The 26,632-nt window shown below is 63.1% G+C and carries 14 protein-coding genes; 6 read left to right on the top strand and 8 right to left on the bottom strand.

Annotated features, from left to right (window positions below; genetic code table 11):
• Positions 1-87: 87 nt before the first annotated feature.
• The 3 genes from msrA to AC3A5O_RS00855 all read right to left on the bottom strand — a co-directional run bounded on the left by msrA (position 88) and on the right by AC3A5O_RS00855 (position 5,087).
• Positions 88-735 (bottom strand): peptide-methionine (S)-S-oxide reductase MsrA, encoded by a 648-nt coding sequence (gene msrA, locus AC3A5O_RS00865; RefSeq protein ID WP_122565363.1) that lies wholly within the window; start codon positions 733-735, stop codon positions 88-90.
• Positions 736-819: 84 nt separating this feature from the next.
• Entirely contained in the window at positions 820-3,513 is a 2,694-nt protein-coding gene (locus AC3A5O_RS00860) for a putative bifunctional diguanylate cyclase/phosphodiesterase (protein ID WP_122565364.1), read from the bottom strand.
• A 182-nt stretch (positions 3,514-3,695) separates the two neighbouring features.
• Positions 3,696-5,087, bottom strand: a complete 1,392-nt coding sequence (locus AC3A5O_RS00855) for an alkaline phosphatase D family protein (protein ID WP_487752754.1) — start codon at positions 5,085-5,087, stop codon at positions 3,696-3,698.
• 403 nt (positions 5,088-5,490) lie between these two features.
• Between AC3A5O_RS00855 and AC3A5O_RS00850 the strand changes: the two genes are divergently transcribed.
• Positions 5,491-5,616, top strand: coding sequence for a hypothetical protein (locus tag AC3A5O_RS00850; protein WP_446533920.1), 126 nt, complete (start codon positions 5,491-5,493; stop codon positions 5,614-5,616).
• Positions 5,617-6,265: 649 nt separating this feature from the next.
• Here the strand turns inward: AC3A5O_RS00850 and AC3A5O_RS00845 are convergent.
• Positions 6,266-7,150 (bottom strand): LysR family transcriptional regulator, encoded by an 885-nt coding sequence (locus AC3A5O_RS00845; protein WP_305481556.1) that lies wholly within the window; start codon positions 7,148-7,150, stop codon positions 6,266-6,268.
• Between the two features lie 96 nt (positions 7,151-7,246).
• Here AC3A5O_RS00845 and AC3A5O_RS00840 point away from each other — a divergent pair, with 96 nt between their 5' ends.
• From AC3A5O_RS00840 to AC3A5O_RS00830, 3 genes are all read left to right on the top strand, one after another.
• Positions 7,247-8,383, top strand: coding sequence for a DSD1 family PLP-dependent enzyme (locus tag AC3A5O_RS00840; RefSeq protein WP_487752753.1), 1,137 nt, complete (start codon positions 7,247-7,249; stop codon positions 8,381-8,383).
• Positions 8,373-8,774, top strand: coding sequence for a RidA family protein (locus tag AC3A5O_RS00835; RefSeq protein ID WP_122564799.1), 402 nt, complete (start codon positions 8,373-8,375; stop codon positions 8,772-8,774). Before AC3A5O_RS00840 ends, AC3A5O_RS00835 begins: the two co-directional genes overlap by 11 nt.
• A gap of 177 nt (positions 8,775-8,951) precedes the next feature.
• Entirely contained in the window at positions 8,952-10,430 is a 1,479-nt protein-coding gene (locus AC3A5O_RS00830) for an aldehyde dehydrogenase family protein (RefSeq protein WP_487752752.1), read from the top strand.
• Here the strand turns inward: AC3A5O_RS00830 and AC3A5O_RS00825 are convergent.
• Positions 10,419-11,288, bottom strand: a complete 870-nt coding sequence (locus AC3A5O_RS00825) for a helix-turn-helix transcriptional regulator (protein WP_305471117.1) — start codon at positions 11,286-11,288, stop codon at positions 10,419-10,421. The genes AC3A5O_RS00830 and AC3A5O_RS00825 overlap by 12 nt on opposite strands.
• A 419-nt stretch (positions 11,289-11,707) precedes the next feature.
• Between AC3A5O_RS00825 and AC3A5O_RS00820 the strand changes: the two genes are divergently transcribed.
• Positions 11,708-13,678, top strand: coding sequence for a TonB-dependent receptor (locus AC3A5O_RS00820; protein ID WP_487752751.1), 1,971 nt, complete (start codon positions 11,708-11,710; stop codon positions 13,676-13,678).
• A gap of 24 nt (positions 13,679-13,702) precedes the next feature.
• On the opposite strand, the gene AC3A5O_RS00815 is transcribed toward AC3A5O_RS00820, so the two are convergent.
• Genes AC3A5O_RS00815 through AC3A5O_RS00805 form a run of 3 tightly spaced genes read right to left on the bottom strand, consistent with a single transcriptional unit; the run spans position 13,703 to position 19,860 of the window.
• Positions 13,703-15,850 carry a TonB-dependent receptor gene (locus AC3A5O_RS00815; protein WP_487752750.1) on the bottom strand — a complete coding sequence of 716 codons (2,148 nt, stop codon included), beginning with the start codon at positions 15,848-15,850 and terminating at the stop codon, positions 13,703-13,705.
• 33 nt (positions 15,851-15,883) lie between these two features.
• Entirely contained in the window at positions 15,884-18,979 is a 3,096-nt protein-coding gene (locus AC3A5O_RS00810) for a hypothetical protein (RefSeq protein ID WP_487752749.1), read from the bottom strand.
• Positions 18,976-19,860, bottom strand: a complete 885-nt coding sequence (locus AC3A5O_RS00805) for an ABC transporter ATP-binding protein (protein ID WP_487752748.1) — start codon at positions 19,858-19,860, stop codon at positions 18,976-18,978. Before AC3A5O_RS00805 ends, AC3A5O_RS00810 begins: the two co-directional genes overlap by 4 nt.
• Positions 19,861-20,163: 303 nt before the next feature.
• Between AC3A5O_RS00805 and AC3A5O_RS00800 the strand changes: the two genes are divergently transcribed.
• Positions 20,164-26,598 carry an amino acid adenylation domain-containing protein gene (locus AC3A5O_RS00800; RefSeq protein ID WP_487752747.1) on the top strand — a complete coding sequence of 2,145 codons (6,435 nt, stop codon included), beginning with the start codon at positions 20,164-20,166 and terminating at the stop codon, positions 26,596-26,598.
• Positions 26,599-26,632: the final 34 nt, after the last annotated feature.

Here is a 26,632-nt window from a genome sequence, read left to right as displayed (position 1 = left end):
CTGCATCGATGTTGAATGTGCCGCCGCATCGCGGGCAAGCCTTGCTCCCACAGGCTCAGCTCCCACACTGGATCTGGAGCCAGAAAGTCAGATCGGGCACGTCACGCCGGTCCCGCCGATCCCGCAATAGCCTTCCGGGTTCTTCGCCAGGTACTGCTGGTGATAGGCCTCGGCGAAGTAGAAGGTCGGCGCCTCTTCGATTTCGGTCGTGATGGTGCCTTTGCCGGCCTTGGTCAACTCGGCCTGGAAGACTTGCTCGCTGTGTCTGGCCGCCGCCAGTTGGGTCGGGTTGGTGGCGTAGATCACCGAACGGTACTGGGTGCCGATGTCGTTCCCCTGGCGCATGCCCTGGGTCGGGTTGTGCAGTTCCCAGAACATCTTCAACAGCTGTTCGTAGCTGACTTTCGCTGGCTCGTAGACCACCAGCACCACTTCGCTGTGGCCGGTAAGGCCCGAGCAGACTTCTTCATACGTTGGGTTTGGCGTGAACCCCCCGGCGTAACCCACCGCTGTACTGACCACGCCTTCGCGCTGCCAGAACTTGCGCTCCGCGCCCCAGAAGCAGCCGAGGCCGAAGATCGCGAAGTCCACGTCCATGGCAAACGGGCCCAGCAGGGGCGCGTCGTGGACGAAGTGTTTGTCCGGCACGGTCATGGGGGTTTCACGGCCAGGCAGGGCTTGTTCTTGAGTAGGTAGCACGTTTTTATTCACCAGGATTTCCGAGCGCAAGACCATGATCAGTCCTCTCAGTCAGATTGAATTGAGCGACATAGACCGTCAGTGTGCCTCAGAAAAGCCGCCGCAAGCTATACGCTGCTGTCAGACCAGAGGCCCGCGCGGGTAGCGCTTGAGCTTGTCGATCAGCTCCGCGCCGGGGATTGGCCGGTCGAACAGGTAGCCCTGGCCGACGTCGCAACGGTGACGCCGCAGGAACGTCAGTTGCTGGGCGGTTTCGATGCCTTCGGCCACGACCTTGAGTTTCAGGTTGTGAGCCATGGCGATCACCGCCGAGGTGATTTCCATGTCGTCCTGGTTGTCCGGGATCTCATGGATGAAGCTGCGATCGATCTTGATGATGTCGATCGGGAATTTCTTCAGGTAGCTCAGGGATGAATACCCGGTGCCGAAGTCGTCCATGGCCAGGGTCAGCCCCAGGCGCTTGAGCTGGTCGAGCTGCAAGTGGGTGTCTTCGGTGGCTTCCAGCAGCAGGCCTTCGGTCAGCTCCAGTTCCAGCAGCCGGGCCGGCAGTTGTTCCTCCTTGAGGATGCTGGCGATGGAGGCGACCAGGTCCGGGTCGGAGAACTGCTTGGGCGACAGGTTGATCGCCACTTGCAGGTTGCCCAGGCCGGCGGCGGTCAATTGCTTGCTCATGCGGCAAGCCTGGCGGGCGATCCATTTGCCGATGGGGATGATCAGGCCGGTTTCTTCGGCCACGCTGATGAACTGGTCCGGGCGGATCATGCCCTTTTCCGGATGGTTCCAGCGCAGCAACGCCTCCATGCCCAGCAGGCGGCCGCTGCGCAGGCACAACTTGGGCTGGTAGAACACGTCCAGTTCGTTCTGGGTCAGGGCGCGGCGCAGGTTGTTTTCGACAAACAGTTTGTAGCTGGCCTCGGCGTTCAGCGCCTCGGTGAACACCTGGACCTGATGCTTGCCGTTGGCCTTGGCCTTGTGCAGGGCGAGGCCGGCGTTGCGCATCAGGGTCTGCGGATCACGGCCGTGCAGCGGCGCGCAGGCCAGGCCCACGGAACCGGTCACGCTGATCAGTTGGTTGTCGACGAACATCGGTTTGTCGAGGGTCATCAGCAATTGGCTGGCGATTTGCTGCCCGGCTTCCAGGCTCGTGTCGTCCAACAGCACGGCGAACTCGTTACTGGCGAATCGCGCCAGGCTGCCGCTGGGGCTCAGGCTGTTGCGCAGGCGCCGGGCCAGGCTGATCAGCAGCTTGTCACCGGTCTGGTGGCCGAGGCTGTCGTTGATACGCTTGAAGTTGTCGATGTCCACCAGTAGCAGGCTGATGGGCGAATCACTGTCCCGGGCGAAGCGTTCATCGAGGTTGCGAATGAACGCCGGGCGGTTGCCCAGGTTAGTCAGATTGTCGGTGTAGGCCAGGCGCTCGATGCGCTGCTGGGCCAGCTTGGTCTGGGTGATGTCTTCGTAGATGCCGATGTAGTGGGTCAGCTCGCGGTTGTCGCCATACACCTTGGAAATCGACAGCTGGCCCCAGTAGGGTTCCAGGTTCTTGCGCCGGCTCTTGAACTCGCCCTGCCAGCTATTGCTTTGAGCCAGCGCCGAGGGCGCGTCGAACAGCAGCTCGCTGAGGTTTTCCAGGGCCGGCAGTTCCGAGAGGCGTTGGCCGTGGACTTCCTCGGTGGTGTATTGGGTGATCGCGGTGAAGCTCGGGTTGACGTACTCCACCACACCGTCGCAATTGACCAGCAGGAACGCGTTGGCGCTCTGCTCCACGGCGCGCTGGAACAGGTGCAGGGCGCTGGTGGCGGTGCGGCGGTTGTGGTTGTTGATGACCTGGGCGAACTGGTCCGCCAGCTCGCCGGCAAAGGCGATCTCATCCGATTGCCAGGCGCGGGTGACGCCCACTTGTTCCAGGCACAGCACGCCTACTACCTGGCCGTCGATACGCACGCTGGCGTCGAGAATGGCGTTGACGTCGCGGGCGCGCAGGCTCTCGGCCAGTTCCCGGGTACGCGGGTCGCGCATCGCATTGTGGGCGTCGATGGCGCGGCAGGTCTGCAGCGCCTCCATGTAGTCGGGAAACTCGTTGACGTCGATGACCGTCGGCAGGAAGTACTCCTGGGACGCGCGGTTGTACGCGGAAATCGGCACCAGTTGGCCATCGTCCAGATTCCAGATACTGGCGCAGTCGATCTGGTAGATGTCACAGGCGCTGCGGGTGATGAGTTCGGCCGCTTCGAGCAGGGAGTTGTTGGCGCTGTAGCGTTGACGGGTCAGCAGCAGGATCAGGTCCTGTTGGGCACGTACCCGGTCCAGGTGCTGGAGCTGCTCTTGCTGGGCGCGCTGGTTCAGTTCCAGGGCGATCTGCAGGCGCGAGTTCTGGGTTTCCAGGTCCAGGGCCGGCATGGAGGGTTCGCTTTGCAGCAAATTGTCCACCACCAGCAGGTAGCCGCGCAGCAGGTGACGATTGTGCTGCTTGTAGGCTTCGCCCGTTTCCAGCACATTCATCGGGCCCTTGGCGGTGTGGAGCGTGTAACGAATCTGGTAATGCGCGGCCTGGGCCAATTGTTGCTGGATGGCGTCGTGCAATTGATAGCGCGCTTCGGGTTCCATCAGGCTGGCGTAGGGCGAACTGACCAGCGAGCACAGCTCTACCGCCGGCAGGCCGAAGTGTCGCTCGCAGTTGGGGTCGAGAAACAACAGCGCCCAGCTAGCTTCATTCAGCCGTTCGAAACGCAGCATACCGAGCCGCGCGGGCACCGGTAACTGCGTCACTACCTCGGCCGCCATACGGCTGGCGGCATCGGGTTGGCTTTTCATGGGGAAACTCGCTTCGAAAATGCTGATCGCGCCGGGCTGACGCCCTCGTTATTACGGATTGGCGCAAGGTTGCATCATTGCGGCACTGGCTGACAAGAGAGATGAAGGCCAAGTGCTATAAACCTTTTATCGGCCGACAACGGGATTTCTCCAGTCGCCGGCCGATCAGAGGGCATGGAAGTTCATCGCAGCGGGATATCGACCGTCTGCAAGGGCCCGCCGTCACGGTCGTGGAAGGTGACTTGAAGGCTCTGCGCCGTGACCTGCAGGCGGGCGAAGTTGTCCCGGCTCACCACTTCGCTGGTCAGTTCATAGCGGTACTCACCGCTGTCCGTGCGGGCCATGGGCCTGTGGAAAATAAAATCCGCGGCTTTTGCAAAAGGCAGCAGTTTGCTGTTGTAGAACGGCGATGAAACGACGGTGTTGACCTCGAAATCAGGATCCTGGCTGTGACGCAGGCGGCTGGTCATGGAACCGTGGACGTCACCCGAGATGAACACCACGTTTTTGATCCGATGGCGGCGGATGGTCTCCAACAGGCGCAGACGTTGTTCCGGGAAGGCCTGCCAGGCATCGCCGTCGTTGCGCTGGCTGTCAGGGAAAAACATCACGCTGGTGACGACGAGCTTGACCCGTGCGGGGCTGCTGACGAGCCACTCGAGCAGGGACCGTTCCTGTTCCGCGTCGAGGATGCGCCGATCGTCCGCCGACAGGTTGCGTTGCGTCCGGCTGTCGGTGACGAACCAGTGGATATCGCCATGGGCAAAGGTGTACCAGTAGCGGGCCAACGACTTGTTCAATGTTCCGTCGCTCGACAGTTCATGGGCGGGCCCATGGCTGGCCTGGTAAAGCCCATAAGCGCTCATGGCATTGGCATACAGGACATCATCGTGGTCGGTTTTCCTGGCGGGCCAGTTGTCTTCGATTTCGTGGTCGTCGAGGATCATGTAGGTCGGCGTGCCAGACATCAGTTTTCTGATGTGCGGCTGGGTAAATACCGATCGGTATCTGAAAAGGATGTGTTTATAGGTTCGGTCCGGGCCGATGATATTCAAGTCATCGAGATAAACCTGGTCTCCGGTCATCAATACCGCGCTGATCGGCGGGTCGGCCTGTTCGACGACGCGATTGATGCCGGCAAAGGTGCGATCCCCAAGGCTGGGGAGTAACGGGGTGCTGGCGGCGATCCGCAAGTAGCGACATGAACCCACGATATAAGCCCGTGGTGCATCGGTTTTATCGGCCGGCGTGCGCAAACAGTAGGTGTTGCGGGGCCATTGCAGCGGCAGTTCCTGGATGGTTTCCACGGTATGGGTCGGGCTCAAGGGGCTGAGCCAGCCGGCCTGGTATTCGTAGGCGGTGTCGGGTTGAAGGCCTTTCAATACGATGACATCGGACATGTCGCGGTATGCCTTCAATTGGACGAAGTGCCCTTTTGACCAGCGGGTGTCCCCTCGGCGCCGGTGGCGAATGCCGGCAAATACCCGGTTGTTGCCGTGATCGCCGCGCAGGAATATCCGGGCGTGATCGGTGGTCGTGTGCCCGACAATGGGGCCGACGGTAGGTTTGAACATATTCGAATCCATTCGAAGTTTTAGTCGGTGGGTGCAGGCATCAAGTGGCCTGACGGTTTGATGCTAAAGCCCGGCGCGCCATAAATATCGATAGGGTAGGGGGCGCAGGCTGTGGGTAATGACTAACAGGGGACGTAGTCATTTGAAGCTTGCGGGGTAGGAAAATGCCGGGTTGCCTGACATGCCGCTTTCGCGAGTGGGCTCGCTTCCACAGGTGATGCTGTTCACTAAGTCGTTATTGACGACTCTGATTATGTGTTCCGAAAGGCGTGGGTTGGTGTGTATATCCGTTTTTTGCGTAACGGCGGCTTAGGGTTCCGCTCTTACAGCGGGTCACTTTTGAAGAGCGCAAAAGTAACCAAAACGCTTTGCCCCACCACTCGGTGCCTCGCTTAGGCTCGGCATGCCCTCACTCCGGCATTGCTCCGTGGGCCGCCGCGAAGGGCCATCCATGGCCCAGCGCGGCTATCCCGGCATCCATGCCGGGATGCCCACTGCGCAATACCTGCGTTCGGCCAGCGTGGTTTAACGGGGCGTCCAGATCAAGATCAAGAGCCAAAGCAAGAGCAAGAGCAAGAGCCAAAGCAAGAGCAAGAGCAAGAGCCAAAGCAAGAGCAAGAGCAAGAGCAAGAGCAAGAGCGGGGCACATGCCGGCCCTATGTGGTTGAGCCACCGCTATCGCGAGCAAGCTCGCTCCCACAGTGGGCCTGTGGTGAACACAAGACTCATGAACACCCAAGATCCCCTGTGGGAGCGAGCTTGCTCGCGATGCCGTCGGCACATCCAACATCACCGCAAACTGACCCACCGCCTTCGCGAGCAAGCCCGTTCCCACAGGAGGAACGCGGTCCCAACCAAGAGCCAGGTCGGCTATCAGGCCGCCTCGCGGTGGACGTTGATCTCGGGCGCCCCGTTAACCACGCTGGCTGAACGAAGGTATTGCGCAGTGGGCAACCCGGCAAGGATGCCGGGTTAGCCGCGCTGGGCCATGGATGGCCCTTCGCGGCGGCCCACGGAGCAATGCCTTCGTTCAGGCATGCCGAGCCTAGGCGAGGCACCGAGTGGTGGGGCAAAAGCGTTTTGGTTACTTTTGCGCTCTTCAAAAGTGACCCGCTGTAAGAGCGGAACCATAAGCCGCCGTTACCTAAATAACGGATATACACACCAAAATCTGCCAATCATGCTTTCAACGCCTCTTCCAGAAACACCACCAAAGCCTGCACCCGCGGGCTACGCAGTTTTCGTGAAGGCACCACCAGGCTGATCGGCGCACTGTCGAATTGCCAATCCGCCAACACCCGAACCAAACGCCTGTCGGCAATGGCGTCACTGACATCCCATTGCGAACGCAACACCAGCCCCAGGCCTTGCTCCGCCCAGCGTCGGGCCACGCTGCCATCGTTGCTCAGCATCGCGGGCTCGATGCGCAAGGTTTTACGCCCCTGCCCCTTACGCAGATGCCACAGCGTGACATCTTCATCATTTTCACGAATGCAAATGCAGCGGTGCTCAGCGAGTTGCTCGGGCGAGGACGGCGTGCCGTGCTGCTCCAGATAGGCAGGGCTTGCGCATAACCATCGGTCATTTGACGTAAGGAGTCTGGCCACCCACAGGCTGTCATTGAGGTGACCAATATGAATCACCGCATCGCTGTCATGGCGATCAGGCCAAGGCGTTTCGCGTAAATCCAGGTGCAGGCATAGCTGAGGGTGCAACCTGGCGAACCGCGCCAGCAGCGGTGCAACGCGTTGGCGTCCATAGCCGAACGGCGCCGCCAACCTGAGCGTGCCGACCAGTTGCTCGTCTTGTTGCTTGAAGGACTCCGGGAGCGCCTCCAACTGCTCCAGCAAACGCGCGCTTTCCCGGGAGAAGCGCTCGCCATCGGCGGTAAGACTCAGGCGCCGGGCATCGCGATTGGCCAATGTCAGGCCGAGCAGCGTCTCCAGCTTGCGCAGACGCATGGACAGCGCAGGGGGTGAGACATTCAGGATTCTGGCGGCAGCGCTCAACGACTCGGCACGCGCCAGCGTCACGGCCAGACGCAGGTCTTCGATGGATATCATTCACTTGTACTTAATGATTGATGACATCTAATTGAACCACAGCTTCACGAACGTTTTGTAGAGTGCTCCCTGTACCCAGCCATTCGAGCCCCCCTCATGTCCGCCTCTCTTGCCACCCTCGATACCCCCGCCGCGATCGTCGATGTGCCGCGCATGCAGCACAATATCCAGCGCATGCAACAACGCATGGATGCCTTGGGTGTGCGTTTGCGCCCGCATATCAAAACCAGCAAATGCCTGCCTGTGATCAGGGCGCAGCTCACCGCCGGCGCCAGTGGCGTAACGGTTTCTACCTTGAAGGAAGCCCAATATTGTTTCGCTGAAGGCATCCGTGACGTTTTCTACGCCGTCGCCATAGCGCCAGGCAAATTGGCCCAAGCCCTGCTGCTGCGGCGCCAAGGCTGCCAGTTGAGCCTCCTTACCGACAGCATCGCAGCGGCCCAGGCCATCGTCGCCTTCGGCCAGCAACACCACGAACGTTTCGACGTCTGGATCGAGATCGACTGCGACGGCCATCGATCTGGCCTGCACGTGGACGACGATTCACTCGTTGAAGTCGCCCGGATACTCAGCGAGGGTGGCATGCAGCTTCGCGGTGTGATGACCCATGCCGGGTCAAGCTACGAGCTTGACACCCCAGAAGCGCTGCAAGCCTTGGCCGAACAGGAACGCGGTCTCTGCGTCAAAGCGGCCCAACGAATCCGTGAAGCGGGGTTCCCGTGCCCGGAGGTCAGCATCGGCTCGACGCCTACGGCATTGTCGGCATTGAGCCTGGAAGGCGTCACCGAAGTACGCGCCGGGGTCTATGTGTTTTTCGACCTGGTGATGCACAACATCGGTATCTGCCAGCCGGACGAGTTGGCGCTGAGCGTACTGACCACCGTCATCGGTCATCAGAAAGACAAAGGCTGGATCATCACCGATGCCGGTTGGATGTCCATGAGCCGTGACCGGGGCACGCAGCACCAGAAGCGAGACTTTGGTTACGGCCAGGTTTGCACCGAAGCCGGCGATTGGATCGAGGGGGCGCTGCTCACCGGAGCCAATCAAGAGCACGGGATCATCGCGCTTGAAACGGCAGAGAATGTTGATATCACCGTGCGCTTCCCCATTGGTAGTCGCCTGCGCATCCTGCCCAACCATGCCTGTGCCACAGGCACGCAATTCCCGGACTATCACGCGGTCGACGCCGAGGGTGGTGTACATACCTGGGGTCGTTTGCATGGCTGGTAATCAAACAGGCTCGATCAACCTGATCTGCACGGCCAACGCCGCAGCGCCGGGTGGACATTACGCCCAGGCAGTCGTGCACCAAGGCGTCCTGTATGTGTCCGGACAACTGCCGATACGCGCCGATGGCGTCCACAGCGCCGACCAACCGTTTGAGGTCCAAGCCTCCATCGCGCTCGATAACCTGGTGGCGATCCTCAGCGCAGCGGGCCGAAGCACGAGCGACCTGCTGAAGGTCACTGTCTATGTCGCAGGCATCGAACACTGGGCCGCCTTCGATCGAATCTACGCCGGTTACCTGGGAGAACACCGGCCAGCGCGGGCGGTGGTGCCGGTTCCCGCCTTGCATCATGGCTACCTGATCGAAATAGAAGCAGTGGCACGCAGCGGGTAAAAGGGTCTGCTGCGCAGCCCAGCGGGAGCAAGCTCCCTCGCCACAAGGTAATGCCAAGTTAGCCCTGCAGATACGGCAGATTCTCCTTTGCGCACGTGAAGAACGGCATATTTTCTCTGGGCCGCTTTGTTAGCTTATTGAGCAGACTCGACATACCGCTCGAAAGGAACACCTTGGATGACTAGCCAATCTTCGAACAGCTACTGCGTTGATCCGCAAACCGCCCACCTGTTTTATATCAATGGCGGCTGGTCGGCGCCGGCAAGCCCGGCCAGTTTGCCGGTGGTCAATCCGGCTACCGAAGAGATCGTCGCCCAGGTCGCTAGCGGGTCTGCCGAGGATGTCGATCGGGCGGTCGCGGCGGCGCGTGCCGCGTTTGCCGATTGGTCTACCACTCCCACAGTGGCGCGAGCACGGGTGCTGGACAAGATCCATGCGCTTATCCTTGAGCGAAAAGAAGCGTTTGCCCAGGCGATCTCCCTGGAAATGGGCGCAGCCATCGGTTCTGCACGGGCGATGCAAGTGCCCCTGGCGGCCGAACACGTTCGAGTCGCCCGCGACCTCCTCTCCACTTATCGCTTCCAGACAGTCGAGAACGGGACCGCAATCCAGCGCGAACCGATCGGCGTCTGCGGCCTCATCACCCCGTGGAACTGGCCGCTTTATCAAATCACCGCAAAAGTCGCCGCAGCGCTGGCAGCCGGCTGCACGGTGGTCCTCAAACCCAGTGAACTGTCACCGCTGAGCGCCCTCCTGTTTGCGCAAGTGGTCCATGATGCGGGCCTTCCGCCGGGCGTCTTCAACCTGGTGAACGGCAGCGGCCATGTGGTCGGCGCGGCAATGGCCGCACACCCGGATGTTGACATGATTTCGATTACCGGCTCAAACCGCGCAGGTGCACTGGTGGCACAGGCGGCCGCCCCGACGGCGAAGCGGGTCGGGCAGGAATTGGGCGGCAAATCCCCGAACATTCTGCTGCCTGATGCGGACTTTGCCAAAGCCGTCCCGTTGGGCGTGATGGCGGCGTTGCGCAACGTTGGACAATCGTGCAGCGCCCCCACCCGGATGATCGTGCCCAAGGACCGCCTGGCGGAAGTCGAAGCGCTGGCGGCCGCCACTGCCAACGCGATCATCGTGGGCGATCCGCAATCACCGGACACGGTACTCGGCCCCATCGCCAATGAGGCCCAGTTCAATCGCGTGCAAGCCATGATCGAGGCTGGCCTGCATGAGGGTGCCAAACTGCTGTGCGGTGGACTGGGACGCGTGTCGGGGTTTGAAAAGGGCTTCTACACCCGCCCGACGGTTTTCTCCGAGGTGGATAACGCCATGCGGATCGCCCAGGAAGAAATCTTCGGGCCGGTGCTGTGCATCATTGCCTATGAAACCATCGATGAGGCAGTCGCTATCGCGAACGATACGATCTATGGGCTCGGCGCCCATGTTCAATCGCAGGATCTTGATCTGGCACGCGCCGTGGCTTCTCGTATCCGCGCGGGGCAAGTGCTCCTCAATTACCCGGCCTGGAATCCCATGGCGCCCTTCGGTGGCTACAAACGCTCGGGCAATGGCCGTGAATACGGCGTCTTCGGCCTTGAGGAGTATCTGGAAACCAAGGCGATCGTTGGGTTTGGCGCACCTGACCTAGATCGATAGCTTGTTTCTTCCGCCATGCTTGAGGAGCGAAGGGTTGATCCCGAACTGCTTGCGAAAGGCGGTGGCGAAGTGGCTGGCGTTGGCATAACCGAGGTCCGAGGCGATTCGCATCACCGACTCTTCGCCGTTCAACAATCGACTGCGGGCCTGGATCATCCGCGCTTGCTGGAAGACGCCGTAGACGCTGTTGAAGAACAGTTGGCGAAAACCGCGGGTGAGCTTGGGCTGGCTCATGCCGGACTCGCGAGCGAGTTCCGACAGGCTTGGCGCCTTGCCCAGATCGGCAAGCAAGCGTTCACGCGCACGCAACAGGCGTTGGCGGTCGATGTGGCTGACACGGCAAGTGCACTCCACATTGCGGCGCGCCTCCAGGAACAGGCTGACCAGGGTCACGCTTTGGCCATACAGCCAAAGACCGCTTCGCGGTTGGCCCATCGGCAAGTCGGGTCCCGGGTCCATGGCCTTGCACAACAGATGGGCCGTCGCGCTCATCTCGCCACTGCGATGGCCATCAAGGAAACAATGATCGCACGCCAGTGCCTTGTTCAGCAGCGGGTCGAGTTTCAACTCCCACTGTGACAGCACCTCGGGCCGGATCATGACCGTGATGTTGTCGATCTCGCCATGCTGGTGATAGAGGCCATCGCGACGACGGCCATAACTGATGCAGCCCGCGCCTTCGTCAATCACGTAGCGGCGCTGCCGACGGCCGTCACGGAAGCTGCAGGCAGCCTTGCCCTTGAGCAGGTTGGTGAAGCTGAAGTGAATGCAATCGCTGTCATCCTGCAGGGGCAATTCGATCGGTTGCTCGAACTTGCTTTGCCAGCGCACGATGTCGAGTCCGTCCTGCAGGGCCATGCGAGTGACCCGACAGTGCGCCCCGGGTCCCAAGTCGCTTCCATATTCTCCCGTAATGATTCGCGAAACCGGCATCGGCTCTCCTGCGCCTCCTTGAACGACTGACATCGTGAATCTCCTGGTTGACCGGATACGGCTCGAATCAGATCACATCGGGGTAGAGTTATGCAATTGATAATTATTAGCATCTGGCGCGCCGCACACGCTGCGCCCATTCGTTACTGCTAACGGTCACGCGCACTGCTCAAAACCTCAGTCAAGGTCCCATTATGTCTGCACGATGCAACACGACGACTACCCCTCGATCTTGCTACAAGTGTAATACTATAACAATAATCTTAACTTGGACACTGGCCTGTCCAGCCCTTGCCGCCACCGGCGAAGTCTTTGAATTACCTGTCTCGACGGTGACCGCGCGCATGGAGCAGGAAGATCCCAAGAGCCTGCCCATCAGCCTTAGCGTGATCAGCGGCGAGCAACTGCGTACCCAGCGCCTCGACACATTGGAAAGCGCCCTGCGCAATACGTCCGGGGTCAGTGTCAATTCATCCGGCGGCCCCAATGACTTCAACGTGCTGATCCGCGGCGTCGGCTCGCTGTACCAGATGTCGATGGATGACAGCTCAGTGGCGTTCAACATCGATGGCGTACCCGTAGCCTCCCGCAGCCTCGGTTTCGGCACCCTGGATGTCGACCGCATCGAGGTGCTCAAGGGGCCCCAGGGCACGATGTCCGGTGCGATTGGCCAGGCGGGAGCGGTGAATATCACCACCCGCCAGCCGACCCGCGAACTGGAAGGTTATGTGCGCGGCGAAGTCGGTCAGGAGGGCCAGTTCCTCAGCGAAGGAGCCATCGGCGGGCCGATCAGCGACAGCCTCAGCGGCCGCCTGGCGGTTCGTCGTGCCGGCTACGACAGCTGGATCGACAACGATCAAACCAACGATCCCATCACCAAACCGCGCAACGAGGCTTATCGCGCCAGCCTGCTTTGGGACCTCAACGATGACACCCAGATACTGTTCAGCGCCGAACGCCAGAAAACCGAGCGCGCCACCAACTCGCTGGTGCTGCGCCCCTATGGCAGCGACCCCAGCCTGGACCTGACACCCGGCCTGTTCGACGACAACTACAAGACCACCGAGCGCTACACCGTCAAGGTCGATCATGACTTCGCCAACAGTCGCCTGACCTCGACAACCGCCACCTCCACCGCCGACTTCGAAGGCCTGATCGCCTACGACAGCAAACTGATGGGCGCCCTGTACGGCACGCCCAGTGAGTACTGGGTGGTGGATAAGTCCTTCGAGCGCAGCTGGAGCCAGGACCTGCACTTGAGCTCGCTGCCCGACGCCGACACATTCTGGATCGCCGGCCTTGCCGCCAGCCGCAACGAGCGCAGCTACGACACCCCGCGCAACACCTACGGCACTACGAGCGCCAGGTTCCGCGATTTCACCACCACCACGTATGCCGGCTACGGCGAAGTCACCTTCCCGCTCACCGAACGCCTGAAACTCACCACGGGTTATCGCCATTCCTGGGATCGCAAGACCTACGATGGCCAATACATCGATGGCGCCAACGCCGTGGATGATTCACGCAAGTTGACTGACCATTACGGCACCGGCCGCGTGGCCCTGAGCTACGCGCTCACCCCGCAAACCAACGTCTATGTGCAACTGGCGCGGGGTTATAAATCCGGGGGGTTCAATGATTATGCGGCACAAGTCAGCGACAGCGAGCCCTACAAGGCCGCCGTCAGCAGAGCCGCTGAAGTGGGCTTCAAAAGTGAAACAGAAGATCGCCGCGGTAGCTTGAACGGTGCGCTGTTCTACACCCGCGTGCACGACGACCATCTGCTGGGCTACAACGCTGCGACCTTCGCCACCAATGCGTTCAATGCCGATACCCGCACCCGCGGCGCCGAACTGGAGGGCGCCTGGCATTTCGACCATGGCCTGACCCTGGCCGCGAGCGCCAGCTACCTCGACGCCAAGATCACCAGCGCCGTGCACGGCATCCAGGCCGGTGATGTCGCCGCCGGCAACCTTACCCCGGATGTGCCGCGCTGGAGCGGCAACCTCAACATCAGCTGGCAGCACCCGTTGGGCACCTTCGCCAGTCTTGGCGAAACCACCTTGAACACCAGCCTCAATTACCGCCTGGTGGGCGAACGCGCCGCCGATCCGCAGAATCATTTCAACCTGGACAACTACGAGAAACTCGACCTGCGCGCAGGCCTCGAAAGCCGGTTTGGGGAGGTCTATGCCTTCGCCGACAACCTGCTGAACCAAACCTACGACACCTATGGTTTCTACAGTGACCCGGTGGCCTACGGTGCGCCAGCACGGCGACGCACCTTGGGGGTCGGCTATACCTATGCGTTCTAACCTGCCCTTCGAATCAAACGGCACTCAGAACGAATAGCTGTACCCCACGCCGGCCGAGCGTCCTCGGCCCGGCATGCCGGTCAGCACTTGATCGGTGGAATACGAACCATACAGGTCATATCGCGCATCAAGCAGGTTGTCGCCCCACAGGTAGACTTCCGAACCGCCACTCTCCAGGCCCAGGTGCAGGTCCAGCTTGGCGTAGCCCTTGAGGTCATAGTGATTCTGTGGGTCGGCCGGGCGATTTTTCTGCACCCGATAGTTGAGCAACGTATTCAGGCGCGGCGCCGGCAAGCCCAGGAACTCATCCAGGTTTTTCTGCCAGGCGACGCTGAAGTTGCCGCTCCACAACGGCACATCCGGCACACGATTTCCCGCCGCGACATCACCGCCAGAAACCCCCGGCGCATCGGAGGTCACCACCGCGTTGGTGTAGCTGATGGCGCTGCCCAGGGTCAGCTCATCGGTGACATGCCACGTGCTCGACAGCTCGGCACCCTTGCTGCGGGTATCGGCGTTCACTGCGCTGACCGCCAGGGTGTTGAAGTCATACCCCAGCAGGTGATCGTCCTGCACCCGGGTCAGGAACAATGCCCCCTCGAGGCTCAGGGCACCCTCCGCGCTTTCATGCTTGAAACCGACTTCGGCGGAATTCACCTTGGCGGCCTTGTAGGGTTCGCTGTCCTTGACCGAGGTGGCGTAATCGTTGAAACCGGCTGATTTATAGCCTCGCGACAGTACCGCATACAGATTCGTCTGCGCTGTCAGCGCGTAGCTCAACGCCACGCGCCCGGTGCTGTAGTTGTCCTGCAACCGGCGTTCGTCGCCGACGGTAGTGCCGCCGCTGGAATAGTCGGCACCGTAGGTCTTGCGGTCCCAGCTGTGGCGCAAGCCAGTAGTGAGCTTCCAGTCTTCGGCGATCGGATAAGTCATCTCGCCGTAGAGCGCATAACTGTTGGTGCTGAAATCGCGCCTTTGCTGCGCACCGCTGGTGAAATCGTCGGAGTCGAAACTGCGCTCGGAGCGTGACAGGTTTATCCCGGTCACCCAGAACACATCGGCGTCCGCCAGTGAACCCAGGCGCAAGTCCTGGCTCCACACGCGCTCCTTGGCGGAATCTTCGATCAGGTATTCGAACGGTGAGCCGTACAGCGCCTCGGTGATGTTCCGGTCATAACCTTTGACCGCATTGAGGTCGGTGCTGGTGTAGGCGCTGATCGAGGTGATCCGCGACTGCGCCAGGTCATGGTTGAGCTCGAAGGAATAACGCTCGTTGGTCTTCTGGTTGTCATCGAACGTACCGGGCGTGTAGTCCAGGCTGGGGCGGTTACCAAACGGGCGCAGCATCTCCAGGCCAGCGTAATGATCGGCGCGCTGGCGCTCGGCGGTCAGCAGGCCGGTCGTGCCTTGGTCGTTGTCCCACAGCAGGCTGCCGCGCAGGGCCAGGTCGCGAGGCTTGGTCAGCGGATCACCGTCCTGCTGGGCATCGACCCAGTTATCGAAGCCGCTGCGGCGCACGGCAATGCGCCCCGCGACGGATTCGGTCAATGGCCCGCCCACGGCGCCTTCGGTCATGAACTGGCCCTGGTTGCCGATTTCACCGCGCACATAACCTTCCCGTTCACGGGTCGGCTTACGGGTGGTGACGTTGATCGCGCCCGCCTCGCTGTTACGTCCGAACAGCGTGCCCTGGGGTCCCTTGAGCACTTCCACCTGTTCCACGTCGAGGGTGGCCATCGCTGCGTTGCGCACTGACATCGGCACCCCGTCCACATTCAACACCACCGAGCCATCGTCCATGCTCATCTGGTTCAGCGAACCAACACCACGAATGCGCACATTGGCGTCGTTGGCGCCGCCCCAGGAATTCACATCCACACCCGGCGTGGTCCGCAATGCGTCCTCCAGGGTGCGCAAGCGCCGGGCTTCGAGGGTTTGTCCGTTGATCACAGAAAGCCCGAAGGGAATATCCTTGGCGCTTTCCTCGTTCAGCCGGGCGCTGACCATCAGCGGTGCCAGCTCGATCACCTCCGCGCTGGCGGCAGGTTGATAATCAGCGGCATAGGCCGCGCACATCTGGCTGGACAAGGCCAACGCCAGGGTTTGGGTCAAGACATTTTCCCGCCAGCCGAGGGGACGGCGCAGCGGTTGGATAGACAGTTGTGATGACATGGAAAAACTCCAGGCAAAAGGGATGGTTCGAATTCATTGCGCAGGCCCCCAGCGCTTGAGCGCTGCGGTGATCGCCTGATCGGAGGGCGCGCCCAGCAGGTCCTGGATCGCGGCGGGCCATCCCTGGCCAGTTCGGATACTCGTGGTCATCGCCGTCAGTTGTCCGGCGCTTTGCCCGGCCACCCAATCCAGGCTGGCCAGCGGTGCATACATCGCGACCCAGCCTTGTTCCCGGGCGTCGGCCAAGGTGCCGATGGGCTCGCCGTCATTGCTCAAGGCGCGCGTCAAGTCATCGGCCATCAACTTCACCAAGGTCGAGCGGGCTTCAACGCCGTCAACGTCGCCGACACACAACAAGCCGATCGCGCCCGCCACGCCCTGGCTCAGCCAGAGGTAACCCTGGGCCTGTCGCAGGTCGCTGGCATCGATCAACATCCGCCGCGCGAGCAGTTCGGCGATATGCGCGCGGCGCGTCCAGCGCCCGACGCCCGCCTGCGTCACGTCCCAATCCGGCGTCTGGCTGAGCACAAGATGGTGCTGGCTCAACTGGCTGGTACCCATGCCGGTCGGCCACTGGCTCAGGGACTCGACGGCCGGGCGACTGCCCAGGCGCCGAGCCACACAAGCGGACATGGCTTCCAGGTCTTCGCGCACCTCACGGGCGGTTTGCTGGCGGCTGGCATCGGCGAGTACTTGCACGCCGTCAAGGTCGTGCGTCGCCGCCGTGTGATAGGCGAAGTCCAGTGGCCCTGCGCTGTGACCATTGAAAGCCTGGCCATCGACCTCGATCAGCCATTGCCACGCGCCTGCGGGTGCCACCGCGTTCGCGGCGACCGCCGAGCCTGCCGGCAGATTCGGCACCTCAGGCGGCAAACCGGCTTCGGCACGGTGGACCGGTGCACGCAGCAGGCGCTCGCTGTCCAGGCCCAGGCGTGGCATCACGCGGCGCGATTGCAACCACACCCCTCGCGGTCCCAGCCAGAATGCGTCACCTTCGGACGGCCAGCCGACGGCATCCAGCGTCCAGTTCAGTTGCACGTTGCAGCCGCTCGCCGCGCATTCAGCCAAAGGCACACGCAGGTGCGCGGCCGCCTGTTCGAAAATGACCGGCCGCCCCATGACGCTCACCGCCGTGACGTGCAAACCCGGCGGCAGTTCGGCGTCCAGGTGCTCATTGGCGGCGATCACGGTCCCCAACGTCCACTCACCGTCTACACGTCGCGCAACGCTATCGATGCGCAAATGCAAGCGCCCGTTCGCCACCTGCCAGGCACCCGCCCCGGCCAGCCATCGCTGTTCCCATTCGGCGCGCTCAGCCCGTTCCTCGGCCACCGATTGGTAATCGCCCTGTTCCACCAGATGCCAATGCAACAGCGTGCCGCTGCCGAGCAAACCGACAGCCCCCAACACCAGCAGCGCACCCGGCAAGCCCAGCAGGCTGCGGCGTACATCGATGAGACGGCGTCGCTCCGGCCCCCGGGGCAAGGCCAGCGCCGCCACCGCAACCAGTACCAGGCAGCCGGCCAGTTTCCAACTGGTCAAGGTGGCCAGATAAGGCAACCAGGGCGCCCAGCCCGTGAGTTGTGACAACGCCACGTGGGCCGGTATCGCCATGGCATAGGCGGGATAACTGACCAACCCCAATTCATGGTTGAGCACCAGGAAAAACGTCAGCAGCATTGACGTCGCGTACGCCAGGCCGGAGCGACGAATCAACGCATGCACCAGCACCGTGAGCATCGCCAGTTCCAGTAGCGGCGGCGCGAACACCAGCGTCTGATAGATCAGCACAAAGCCCGGCGCCAGGTTGTCGGGGGCGGCCATCGCGCTGATCACCAGGCTGGCAACGCCCGGCACCAGTGCCAAGACCAGCGTCGCCGCCAGCACGCAGGCCACCCGGCCCAACAAACGCAGCCACACCGGTGCCGGGGTTGCCTGCAACATCGCGCCCAGGCCTTCGACGTCATCGCGCCGGCACACCAGCCCCACCAGCGCCGCGACAATAAAGGCGATCACCAGGAACGACGCGCTCGATAACAACGGCAAGATCAGATCCGGGCGCGGCACCATCGGCCCGCGTGCATGCCACACGATGTGGACAAACCCGCTGAGTATGCCCATGGCCAGCAACAACCCGAGGGCGACCCAGCCGATGCGCCGGGCAAACAACTGCCGTACCTGCCAGCGGATCTCACGCCACAAGGCCCGCGACCAGCGGCTGGCGGATAACGGGCCGGGCAAGCGCACGTGGCTCGCCAACAGCATCGGCGGCTCGGCCAACACAGCGCCACTGCGTCGGCCCATCAAGCCTTGGCGACTGGTGCGGGCCAAGACGATGGCCAGCAACAGCAAGGGCAACCCACACCACAACGCCCGGTTGAGCCAGAACCCCGGGGTCAATGCCAACAGCGATTGGGACTTCTGCGCGGCGCTCCAGGTTTCCACCTGGGCCTGAGCAAAGGTAAACAGTGACGGATCGAGGCTGGCGGCCAACAATGGATTGATGTGCCCGCCCTTGAGCACCACCACCGCGAACATCCACAGCAGCATCAGTACCGTCGCCAAGGCAAACGGCGCAGCCAGGCCCCGGCTGCGCAAGGCCAGCAGGTAATACAACGCACCGATGCCGGTGCTCACCGGCAACAGCAAGGCGCCCCAGGCAAATCCCAGCGCCGACCACACGGGGGCGCCGATGCTCGCCGCCGGCACCCAGCCGAGCCAGCCCAGCACCGGGCTGACGAGAAAGCCGACGATCAATGAACTGGCGAGCAAACCACCCACCAACGCCGCACCGATAAAACGCCCCCACAACAGCGCCGGCAGCGACAGCGGCAAGGCCAGCAGCACTTCTTCCAACTGCGCCTTGCGGTCCCTCAGGGCCGGTTGGGCAAACACCCAGGCCCAGGCAAAAAACAGGAAGAACATACAGCCGCACGACATCAGGTAAATCAGGCTCGGGGCATTGCGGGCGATCTCGCTGGCGCCCATTTTCTGCACATAGTCGGCGTTGGTCAGGGCCATCAGCAGGTAGCCGGTCAGGCCGAGGAACACCAGCAATGGAATGCCACTGCGCAGCCCGGCACGCACTTCCACCCAGGCCTCGCGCATCAGCAGAGCAGAGGTATTCATGCCTCGATCACCTCACCCGCCTGGGCCAGGGCCAGGTAATAGATGTCTTCCAGGCGCGGCGCATGGGGCAGAAAGCGAGGGTCGGCCGGACGCTCGCCATGGACGATGACCCGGCTGCCCTGCGGGCTGGCGGCCACATGCAAGGCATCGGGCAGCGACTCGCCACGGTCGAAGGACGCTTCCCACAACCGCCCCTGCTCAGCACCCAGCAACTGCGCCGGGCTACCTTCGACAATGATCTGCCCACCGCCCAGCACCGCCAGTCGACTGCAGAGGTTCTCGACGTCTTCGACGATATGGGTCGAAAGCAACACGATGGACTCGGCGGCGACATCGGCGAGCACCCGATGGAAACGGTTGCGTTCGGCCGGGTCAAGGCCCGCCGTGGGCTCATCAACGATCAACAAGCGTGGCGAGCCCACCAGCGCCATGGCGATGCCGAACCGACGCAGCATGCCGCCCGAATAAGTGGCGAGCGCCCGATGGGCGGCTTGTTGGAGATTGACCTTGTCCAGCAGGCCCTCGATTTCCTCGCGGCGCTGGCGGCTGTCGGTACGCCCCTTGAGCCAGGCAAAACGATCGAGCAAGTCCCGCGCACTCACGCCCGGATATGCGCCCAACTGCTGCGGCAGATAGCCCAGGCGGCGGCGCAAATGATCGGAATCGGCCAACACATCCACCCCGTCCAGGTGAATGCTGCCGGCGTCGGGTTGCTGCAGGGTCGCCAGGGTCCGCATCAAGCTGCTTTTGCCCGCGCCGTTAGGCCCCAGCAAGCCATACATCCCGGGGCCGACACTCAGGTCCACGCCGCGCAGCGCTTCGACGCCGTTGTTGTAGCGCTTGCGCAGGCCGCGCACTTGTAAACCCGAATCGACAGACATCCACAACTCCAATCAGAGGGACACAGGCCCTGCAAGAGGGCGGCGAGCGACGGTAGTCAAGGCCATGGGGCGGGCTCTACCCGATTCAAGTCATTTTCCAACCGCATCCTGCGTGCGATCGGCGTTGTGCGTAGCCACCACGGCACTGCAACCGGTGAGCGATACGCGGATGCGGGGCAAAAACGATTCGATCCGGGTAGTTGCCAAAATGAGAATGACTAGCATCTTCCTCCATGCAACTGCCTGCCCCCAGCGCCTGGGCCAACCCCGGTCCGGGCCCTAGCAATGAGAAGACGTTGAGCCATGGCCACTCCCAGCACCTCAACCGCAACACTGCTGCGCCAATCCCTGTCCCAGGCCCTCGACCTGCCCGCCGACCAGATTCCCCTGGAGGCGAACCTGATCGAATGGGGGCTGGACTCCGTCACCCTGATTCGCCTGGCCGGCCAATGGCGCCGCCACGGCCTGACCGCGCGGTTTGCCGACCTGATCGCCGATCCGCGGCTGTCAGCCTGGCTGGCCGTGCTCGATGCGGCGCCCCAAGCCCCGGCTACGGCCACCACAGCCGCGGACGACGAGGAGCCTTTCGAACTGGCGCCGATGCAACACGCTTATTGGATCGGACGCGCCCCCGGCCAGCAGTTGGGCGGTGTGGCGGCGCACTTTTATAACGAATTCGATGGCCGCGACGTCGACCCGTCCCGCTTGGAAGCGGCCGTGCGGGCGCTGCTGGCACGCCACCCCATGTTGCGTGCGCAGTTTCTCGACGACGGCCGCCAGCGGATCCTCCCCCGCAGCCCTTGGCCAGGGTTGAAGGTGCACGACTTGCGCCAGGCCAGCGCCGAGCAACAGCAGCAACGGCTGGAGGCGTTGCGCGCGGAGTTATCCCACCGCCAGTTGGCCGTTGAACAAGGTCAGGTACTGGATGTCCAGTTGTCCTTGCTGCCCGACGGGACGCGCCTTCACCTGAACCTCGACATGCTCGCCGCCGATGCCCTGAGCCTGCGCACCCTGCTCGGTGACCTGGTGCAGCTGTATCGCCAACAGCCCCTGGCCGCGCTGGACTACAGCTTCGCCCGCTACCTGGCCGACCTGCGCCGTGAACACGCCAGCCCCGTGCAACGTGCCCTTCATCAACAAGCTCGTGACTATTGGTTGCAGCGTCTGGACCAGTTGCCCGGCGCCCCGCGCTTGCCCATCAAGACCCAGGGCGACGATCGTCAGGTGCGGCGCCGTCACCATTGGCTGCCGCCGTCCCAGCGCCAGGCCTTCGAGCGCCATGCCCGGGAGCACGGCCTGACGCCGGCGATGGCCTTGGCGGCGGTGTTCTGTGAAGCCCTCGGCGCCTGGTGCGAGACGCCCGAGCTGCTGCTCAACCTGCCACTGTTCAGTCGCACGCCACTGCATGCCGATGTCGAGCGCCTGGTCGGCGATTTCACCTCATCGATCCTGCTGGCTTGGGACGGCCACGTCACCGGCACTTTCGCCGCTCGCGCCACGGCCCTGCAACGGCGCTTCCACAGCGATGCGGCACACAGCGCGTTCTCCGGCCTGGAGGTGCTGCGCGAACTATCCCGGCAACGGGGTGAGCAAGTGCTGGCGCCGGTGGTGTACACCAGCGCCCTGGGGCTGGGGGAATTGTTCGCCGAGGGCGTGCAGGCGTGTTTCGGCCAACCGGCCTGGATCATTTCCCAAGGCCCGCAAGTGTGGCTCGACGCCCAGGTCACCGAGCTCGATGGCGGCATCCTGGTCAATCTCGACGCCCGTGAAGGGTTGTTCGCCGACGGTGTACTGGACGGTTTGTTCGAGGCTTATACCGGGCTGTTGCAGCGCCTGTGTTTTGAGTCTTCGGCCTGGAACCTGTCGCCTCCGGCGCTGATCCCCGCCAGCCAACTTGAGGTACGTAACGGCGTCCAAGGGCAGATAGCGGCCCTGCCGGTACAACGTCTGCACGAGGCCTTTTTTGCCCGGGCACGCCTGACCCCCACCCTGCCCGCGTTATTGCACGGCGATGATCCCGTCATCCACTACGGCGAACTCGCCGAACGTGCTCTGCAAGTGGCGGCCTACCTGGAAGGCCAAGGCGTCCGGCGCGGCGACGTGGTGGCGTTGCAGCTGCCCAAGGGGCCCGAGCAGGTGATCGCGGTACTGGGCATCCTGGCGTGCAGCGCCACGTACCTGCCCATCAGCGTCGATCAACCGGCGACGCGTTGCCAGAAAATCTGCGATTCGTCGGGTGCCCGCTTGGTGCTCACGCAACTGCCCGCCGCCAGCACCGCGCTGGATGCCCCGCGGCCTGGAGCCGTCAGCGACCTGGCCTATATCCTCTATACCTCCGGCTCCACGGGTGAGCCCAAGGGCGTGGAAATCAGTCATCAGGCCGCCGCCAACACCCTGGAAGACCTGCAACGGCGCTTGCAACTGAACAGCGACGACCGAATCCTCGCGCTCTCGGCGCTGGAGTTCGACCTGTCGGTGTTCGACCTGTTTGCCGCGCTGTCGACCGGGGCGGCGGTGATCGGTATCGCGCCCGAGGCCCAGCGCGATGCCGGCCGCTGGCGTGAACTGGCCCTGCAGCATCGCGCCAGCGTGCTCAACTGCGTGCCGGCGTTGCTCGACATGCTGCTCGGCTGTGCCCCCGCCGATGCCAACCTGCCCCTGCGTGCGGTGTTGCTGGGCGGCGACAAAGTTGCTCCGGACCTGGCGCCACGGCTGTGGGCCCAAGCCCCCGGCTGCCGCTTCATGGCCCTGGGCGGTGCCACCGAAACCGCCATTCACTCGACCCTGTTCGAAGTGCTGCCCGGCCAATCCTTGCCCTGGCACTGCCTGCCCTATGGCACGCCACTGGATAACGTTCGCCTGCGCATCGTCAACCCGCGCGGGCACGACTGCCCGGACTGGGTGGCCGGCGAACTGTGGATCGGCGGCGCCGGTGTTGCCGAGGGCTATCGCGGCGACCGGGTACGCACTGCTGAACGCTTTGTCGACTATCAAGGCCTGCGCTGGTACCGCACCGGCGACAGTGCGCGTTATCACCCCGACGGCAACGTCGAATTCCTCGGGCGCACCGACTTCCAGCTCAAACTGCACGGTTACCGCATCGAAGCCGGGGAAGTCGAAACCGCGTTGCTGGCCTGGCCAGGCATCGAGCAGGCGGTGGCGCTGCTGGCCGGCCAGCAATTGGCTGCGGTGGTGCGCCTGACGGACGGCCCCGCGACCCCCACACGCTTAGCCCCACCGGGCCTGGCCCAACATCTGGCCGAGCGTCTGCCGAGCTACATGATTCCCGGCACAATCCTGGGCTGCGCACAGCTGCCCTTGACCGGCAACGGCAAGGTGGATCGCAAAGTATTGACCGACTGGCTGGCGGCCAACAGAGCCCCCTTGCAGGCCAACCTGTCCCCTCCCAGCGGCGACATCGAAACGCAGGTGGCGCTTGCTTGGCAGCAGTTGCTGGGCTGTGGTGAGGTTTGCCGTGAACACAACTTCTTTGCCCTGGGCGGTGATTCCCTGAGCGCCACCCGCCTGGTGCGTCTGCTTGCAGAGCAAGGGCTGGGGGGCGCGCGGATCGCCCAGGTCTTTTCCAAACCAGTGCTGGCGCACTTTTGTGCCGATTTGCATCGACAGGCCCAGGCCGAACCGCAACACACGATTGTGCCCGACCTGCCGCAACGCCATGCGCCTTTCCCAATGACCGAGGTGCAGCAAGCCTATTGGCTGGGTCGTGACCCGAGCCTGGTACTGGGCGGCGTGAGCTGCCACTTCTATCGCGAATACGACGTCGAGGACCTCGACCTGCCGCGCCTGCAGAACGCACTGGAGCGTTTGATCGAGCGTCACGAAATGCTCCGTGCGGTGTTCGATCAATGCGGCCAGGCCCGCATCCTGCCCCTGCAACAGCTGCCGTCCTTCGAAATTGGCCAGGGCTACGCCAACCTCGACGACTTGCGTGAACACTGTGCCCATCGCGTGTTCGATCCAGGCCAGTGGCCGCTGTTCGATGTGCAGGCCGTGGCCCACGGCCGGTACACGCGGTTGGCCATCAGCCTGGACAACCTGATCCTCGATGCCCTGAGCATCCTGCGCTTCTACGCAGAGCTCGATGCCTTGTACCGTGACCCCAGGTTGACGCTGCAGCCCCTGGAACTGTCGTTTCGTGACTATCAACTGCAATCCGCCGTGGACGAGGCCGAGCTGCAAGCCGCGCAACACTTCTGGCAAGAGCGTCTGCCTGAACTGCCGCCGCATCCGCAACTGCCACTGGCGGTTGACCCCGCCAGCATTGGCCAACCGCGCTTCGAACGCCTGCAAGGGCAAATCGACGCCCACGCCTGGGGAGCGATCCTGGCCAAGGCCCAACAGCATGGCCTCACCGCCTCTGCGGTACTGCTCTGCGCGTTTGCCGAAACCCTCGGTCGCTGGAGTGCGCGTCCCGACCTCAGCCTCAACCTCACGCTGTTCGATCGTCGTGCGCTGCATCCCCAGATCGATCAGGTCATGGGCGATTTCACCTCCCTCACGCTGCTCGGCTATGTACCGGTGCCCGGCGAACGCTGGGTCGACCGCGCCCGACGTACCCAGCGGACCTTGGGCGAGGCACTGGAACACCGCTGCCTCGGCTCGGTCAGCCTGTTGCGGCAGCTGGCCCGGGGCAGCGGCGAGCAACAGGTGAGCATGCCCGTGGTGTTCACCAGTGCGCTTGGGGTCCCGGATGGTACGGCCGCGCCGGTGGATGGGCCGTTTGCCCGGCAAGTCTTTGGCCTGACCCAGACCCCACAGGTCTGGCTCGACCATCAGGTGGTGGAAGCCAACGGCGGCATTGCCTTGAACTGGGACCGCGTGGTCGGCCTGTTTCCCGACGGTTTGGTCGAAGCAATGTTCGACGCCTACCTGTACAGCTTGAACTGGCTGGCCGAGCACGCTTGGGACAGCCCACCGCCCGACCTGCTGCCCCCAGCCCAGGCGCAATTGCGCGCCCAGCTCAACGCCCCGGGCCCGAGCGTGCCGGGTGACCCGACCTTGCACCAGGGCTTCTTCGAACACGCACGCCAAGCGCCACAACGCCCGGCGCTGTTGTGGGGTGAGCACGGCACGCTCAGCTATGGCGAGTTGGCCGAGCAGGCGCTGCGCATTGCCCGCAGCCTGGCGGACGCGGGTGTCGTGCCGGGCGATCTGGTGGCTGTGTCCCTGGCCAAGGGGCCACGACAGATCGCCAGCGTGCTGGGCATCCTGGCCGCGGGTGCCGCGTACCTGCCGGTCGGTGTCGACCAACCGTTACAGCGTTGCCAACGCATTCTGCAACAGGCCGGTGTAGCGCTGATGCTGGCCGCGCATGACCCGCAACTGCCGAGCGTCAAACACCTTGATCCGCTCCAGGCGCTGGAAGCTGAACCGCTGTCGGCGCCGCTCGCCATCTCGGCCGCGGAGCTCGCCTACGTGATCTACACCTCCGGCTCCACTGGCCAGCCCAAGGGTGTGGAAATCACCCACCGCGCGGCGATGAACACCGTGGCCGAGATCAACCGCTGCTATGGCATCGACGCCAGCGACCGCACGCTGGCCCTGTCAGCACTGGATTTCGACCTGTCGGTGTACGACCTGTTCGGACTGCTGTCGGCGGGCGGTGCGCTGGTCTTGATCGAAGAAGACCAGCGCCGCGACGCCCGGGCCTGGCTCAAAGCGTTGCAGCACCACCGCGTGACGCTGTGGAACAGCGTGCCGGCCCTCCTGGACATGCTGCTGGAAGCCAACGCTCATGACCGCCAGCCACTGGACCTGAAGGTCGCGTTGCTGTCGGGCGACTGGATTGGCCTCGACCTGCCCCAGCGCCTGCGACAACAGGCTTCTGGCTGTCGCTTTATCGCCCTGGGCGGCGCCACTGAAGCGGCAATCTGGTCGAATCATTACCCCGTGGAGCAAGCACTGCCGGGTTGGCGCTCGATCCCCTACGGCGTGCCACTGGCCAACCAGGCCTACCGGGTGGTCGATGCCCTGGGCCGGGACTGCCCGGATTGGGTCACCGGTGAGCTGTGGATTGGTGGGGCCGGGGTCGCTCGCGGCTATCGCCACGCGCCACAGCTGAACGCCGAGCGCTTTGTCGATGGCTGGTACCGCACCGGCGACCTGGGCCGCTACCACCCCGATGGCCTGCTGGAATTTCTCGGGCGCGCCGACAGCCAGGTGAAGATTGGCGGCCATCGCATCGAGCTGGGCGAAATCGAGGCGGCCCTCGCCCGTCACCCCTGCGTAACCAAGGCCGTAGCGCTCGTCACGGACAACCGGCTGATGGCCGCCGTGACCGCCAGCACCGAGGCACAGGTCTTGGCACGACACCTGGAGCAGTGCCTGCCGGGGTACATGCGCCCGGAACAAATCCTCGTGCTGGAACGCTTGCCTCTGAGCAGCAACGGCAAGATCGATCGCCGGGCGCTGCAGGTCTCCTTGGCCGCCGCCCAACCATGCGCCACGGTGGACGAACAACCGCTGGGGCCGGACGAACAAGTGATCGCCGAGCTCTGGCGGCAATTGCTCAACGTGCCGAGCGTGTCGCGCCACGACAACTTTTTCCGCCTCGGTGGCGACAGCCTCCTGGCCACGCGTTTTCTCGAAATGCTGCGTACCCGCCTCGGCCTTGAACTGCCCATGGGCCAGTTGTTCGGCGCCGCCACCTTGACGGAGGTGGCGCAGATCCTTGAGCGCCAGCCCAACTCGGACACCGTTGAAGAGGGCGTCATCTGATGCCCGCGCAACCCCTCTTTTTTCCAGGAGCTGT

The organism is Pseudomonas sp. Soil_N_39, from assembly GCF_057655955.1.
Note: the sequence above shows the minus strand (reverse complement) of the source record. Positions and strands in the feature narration are given on the sequence as shown.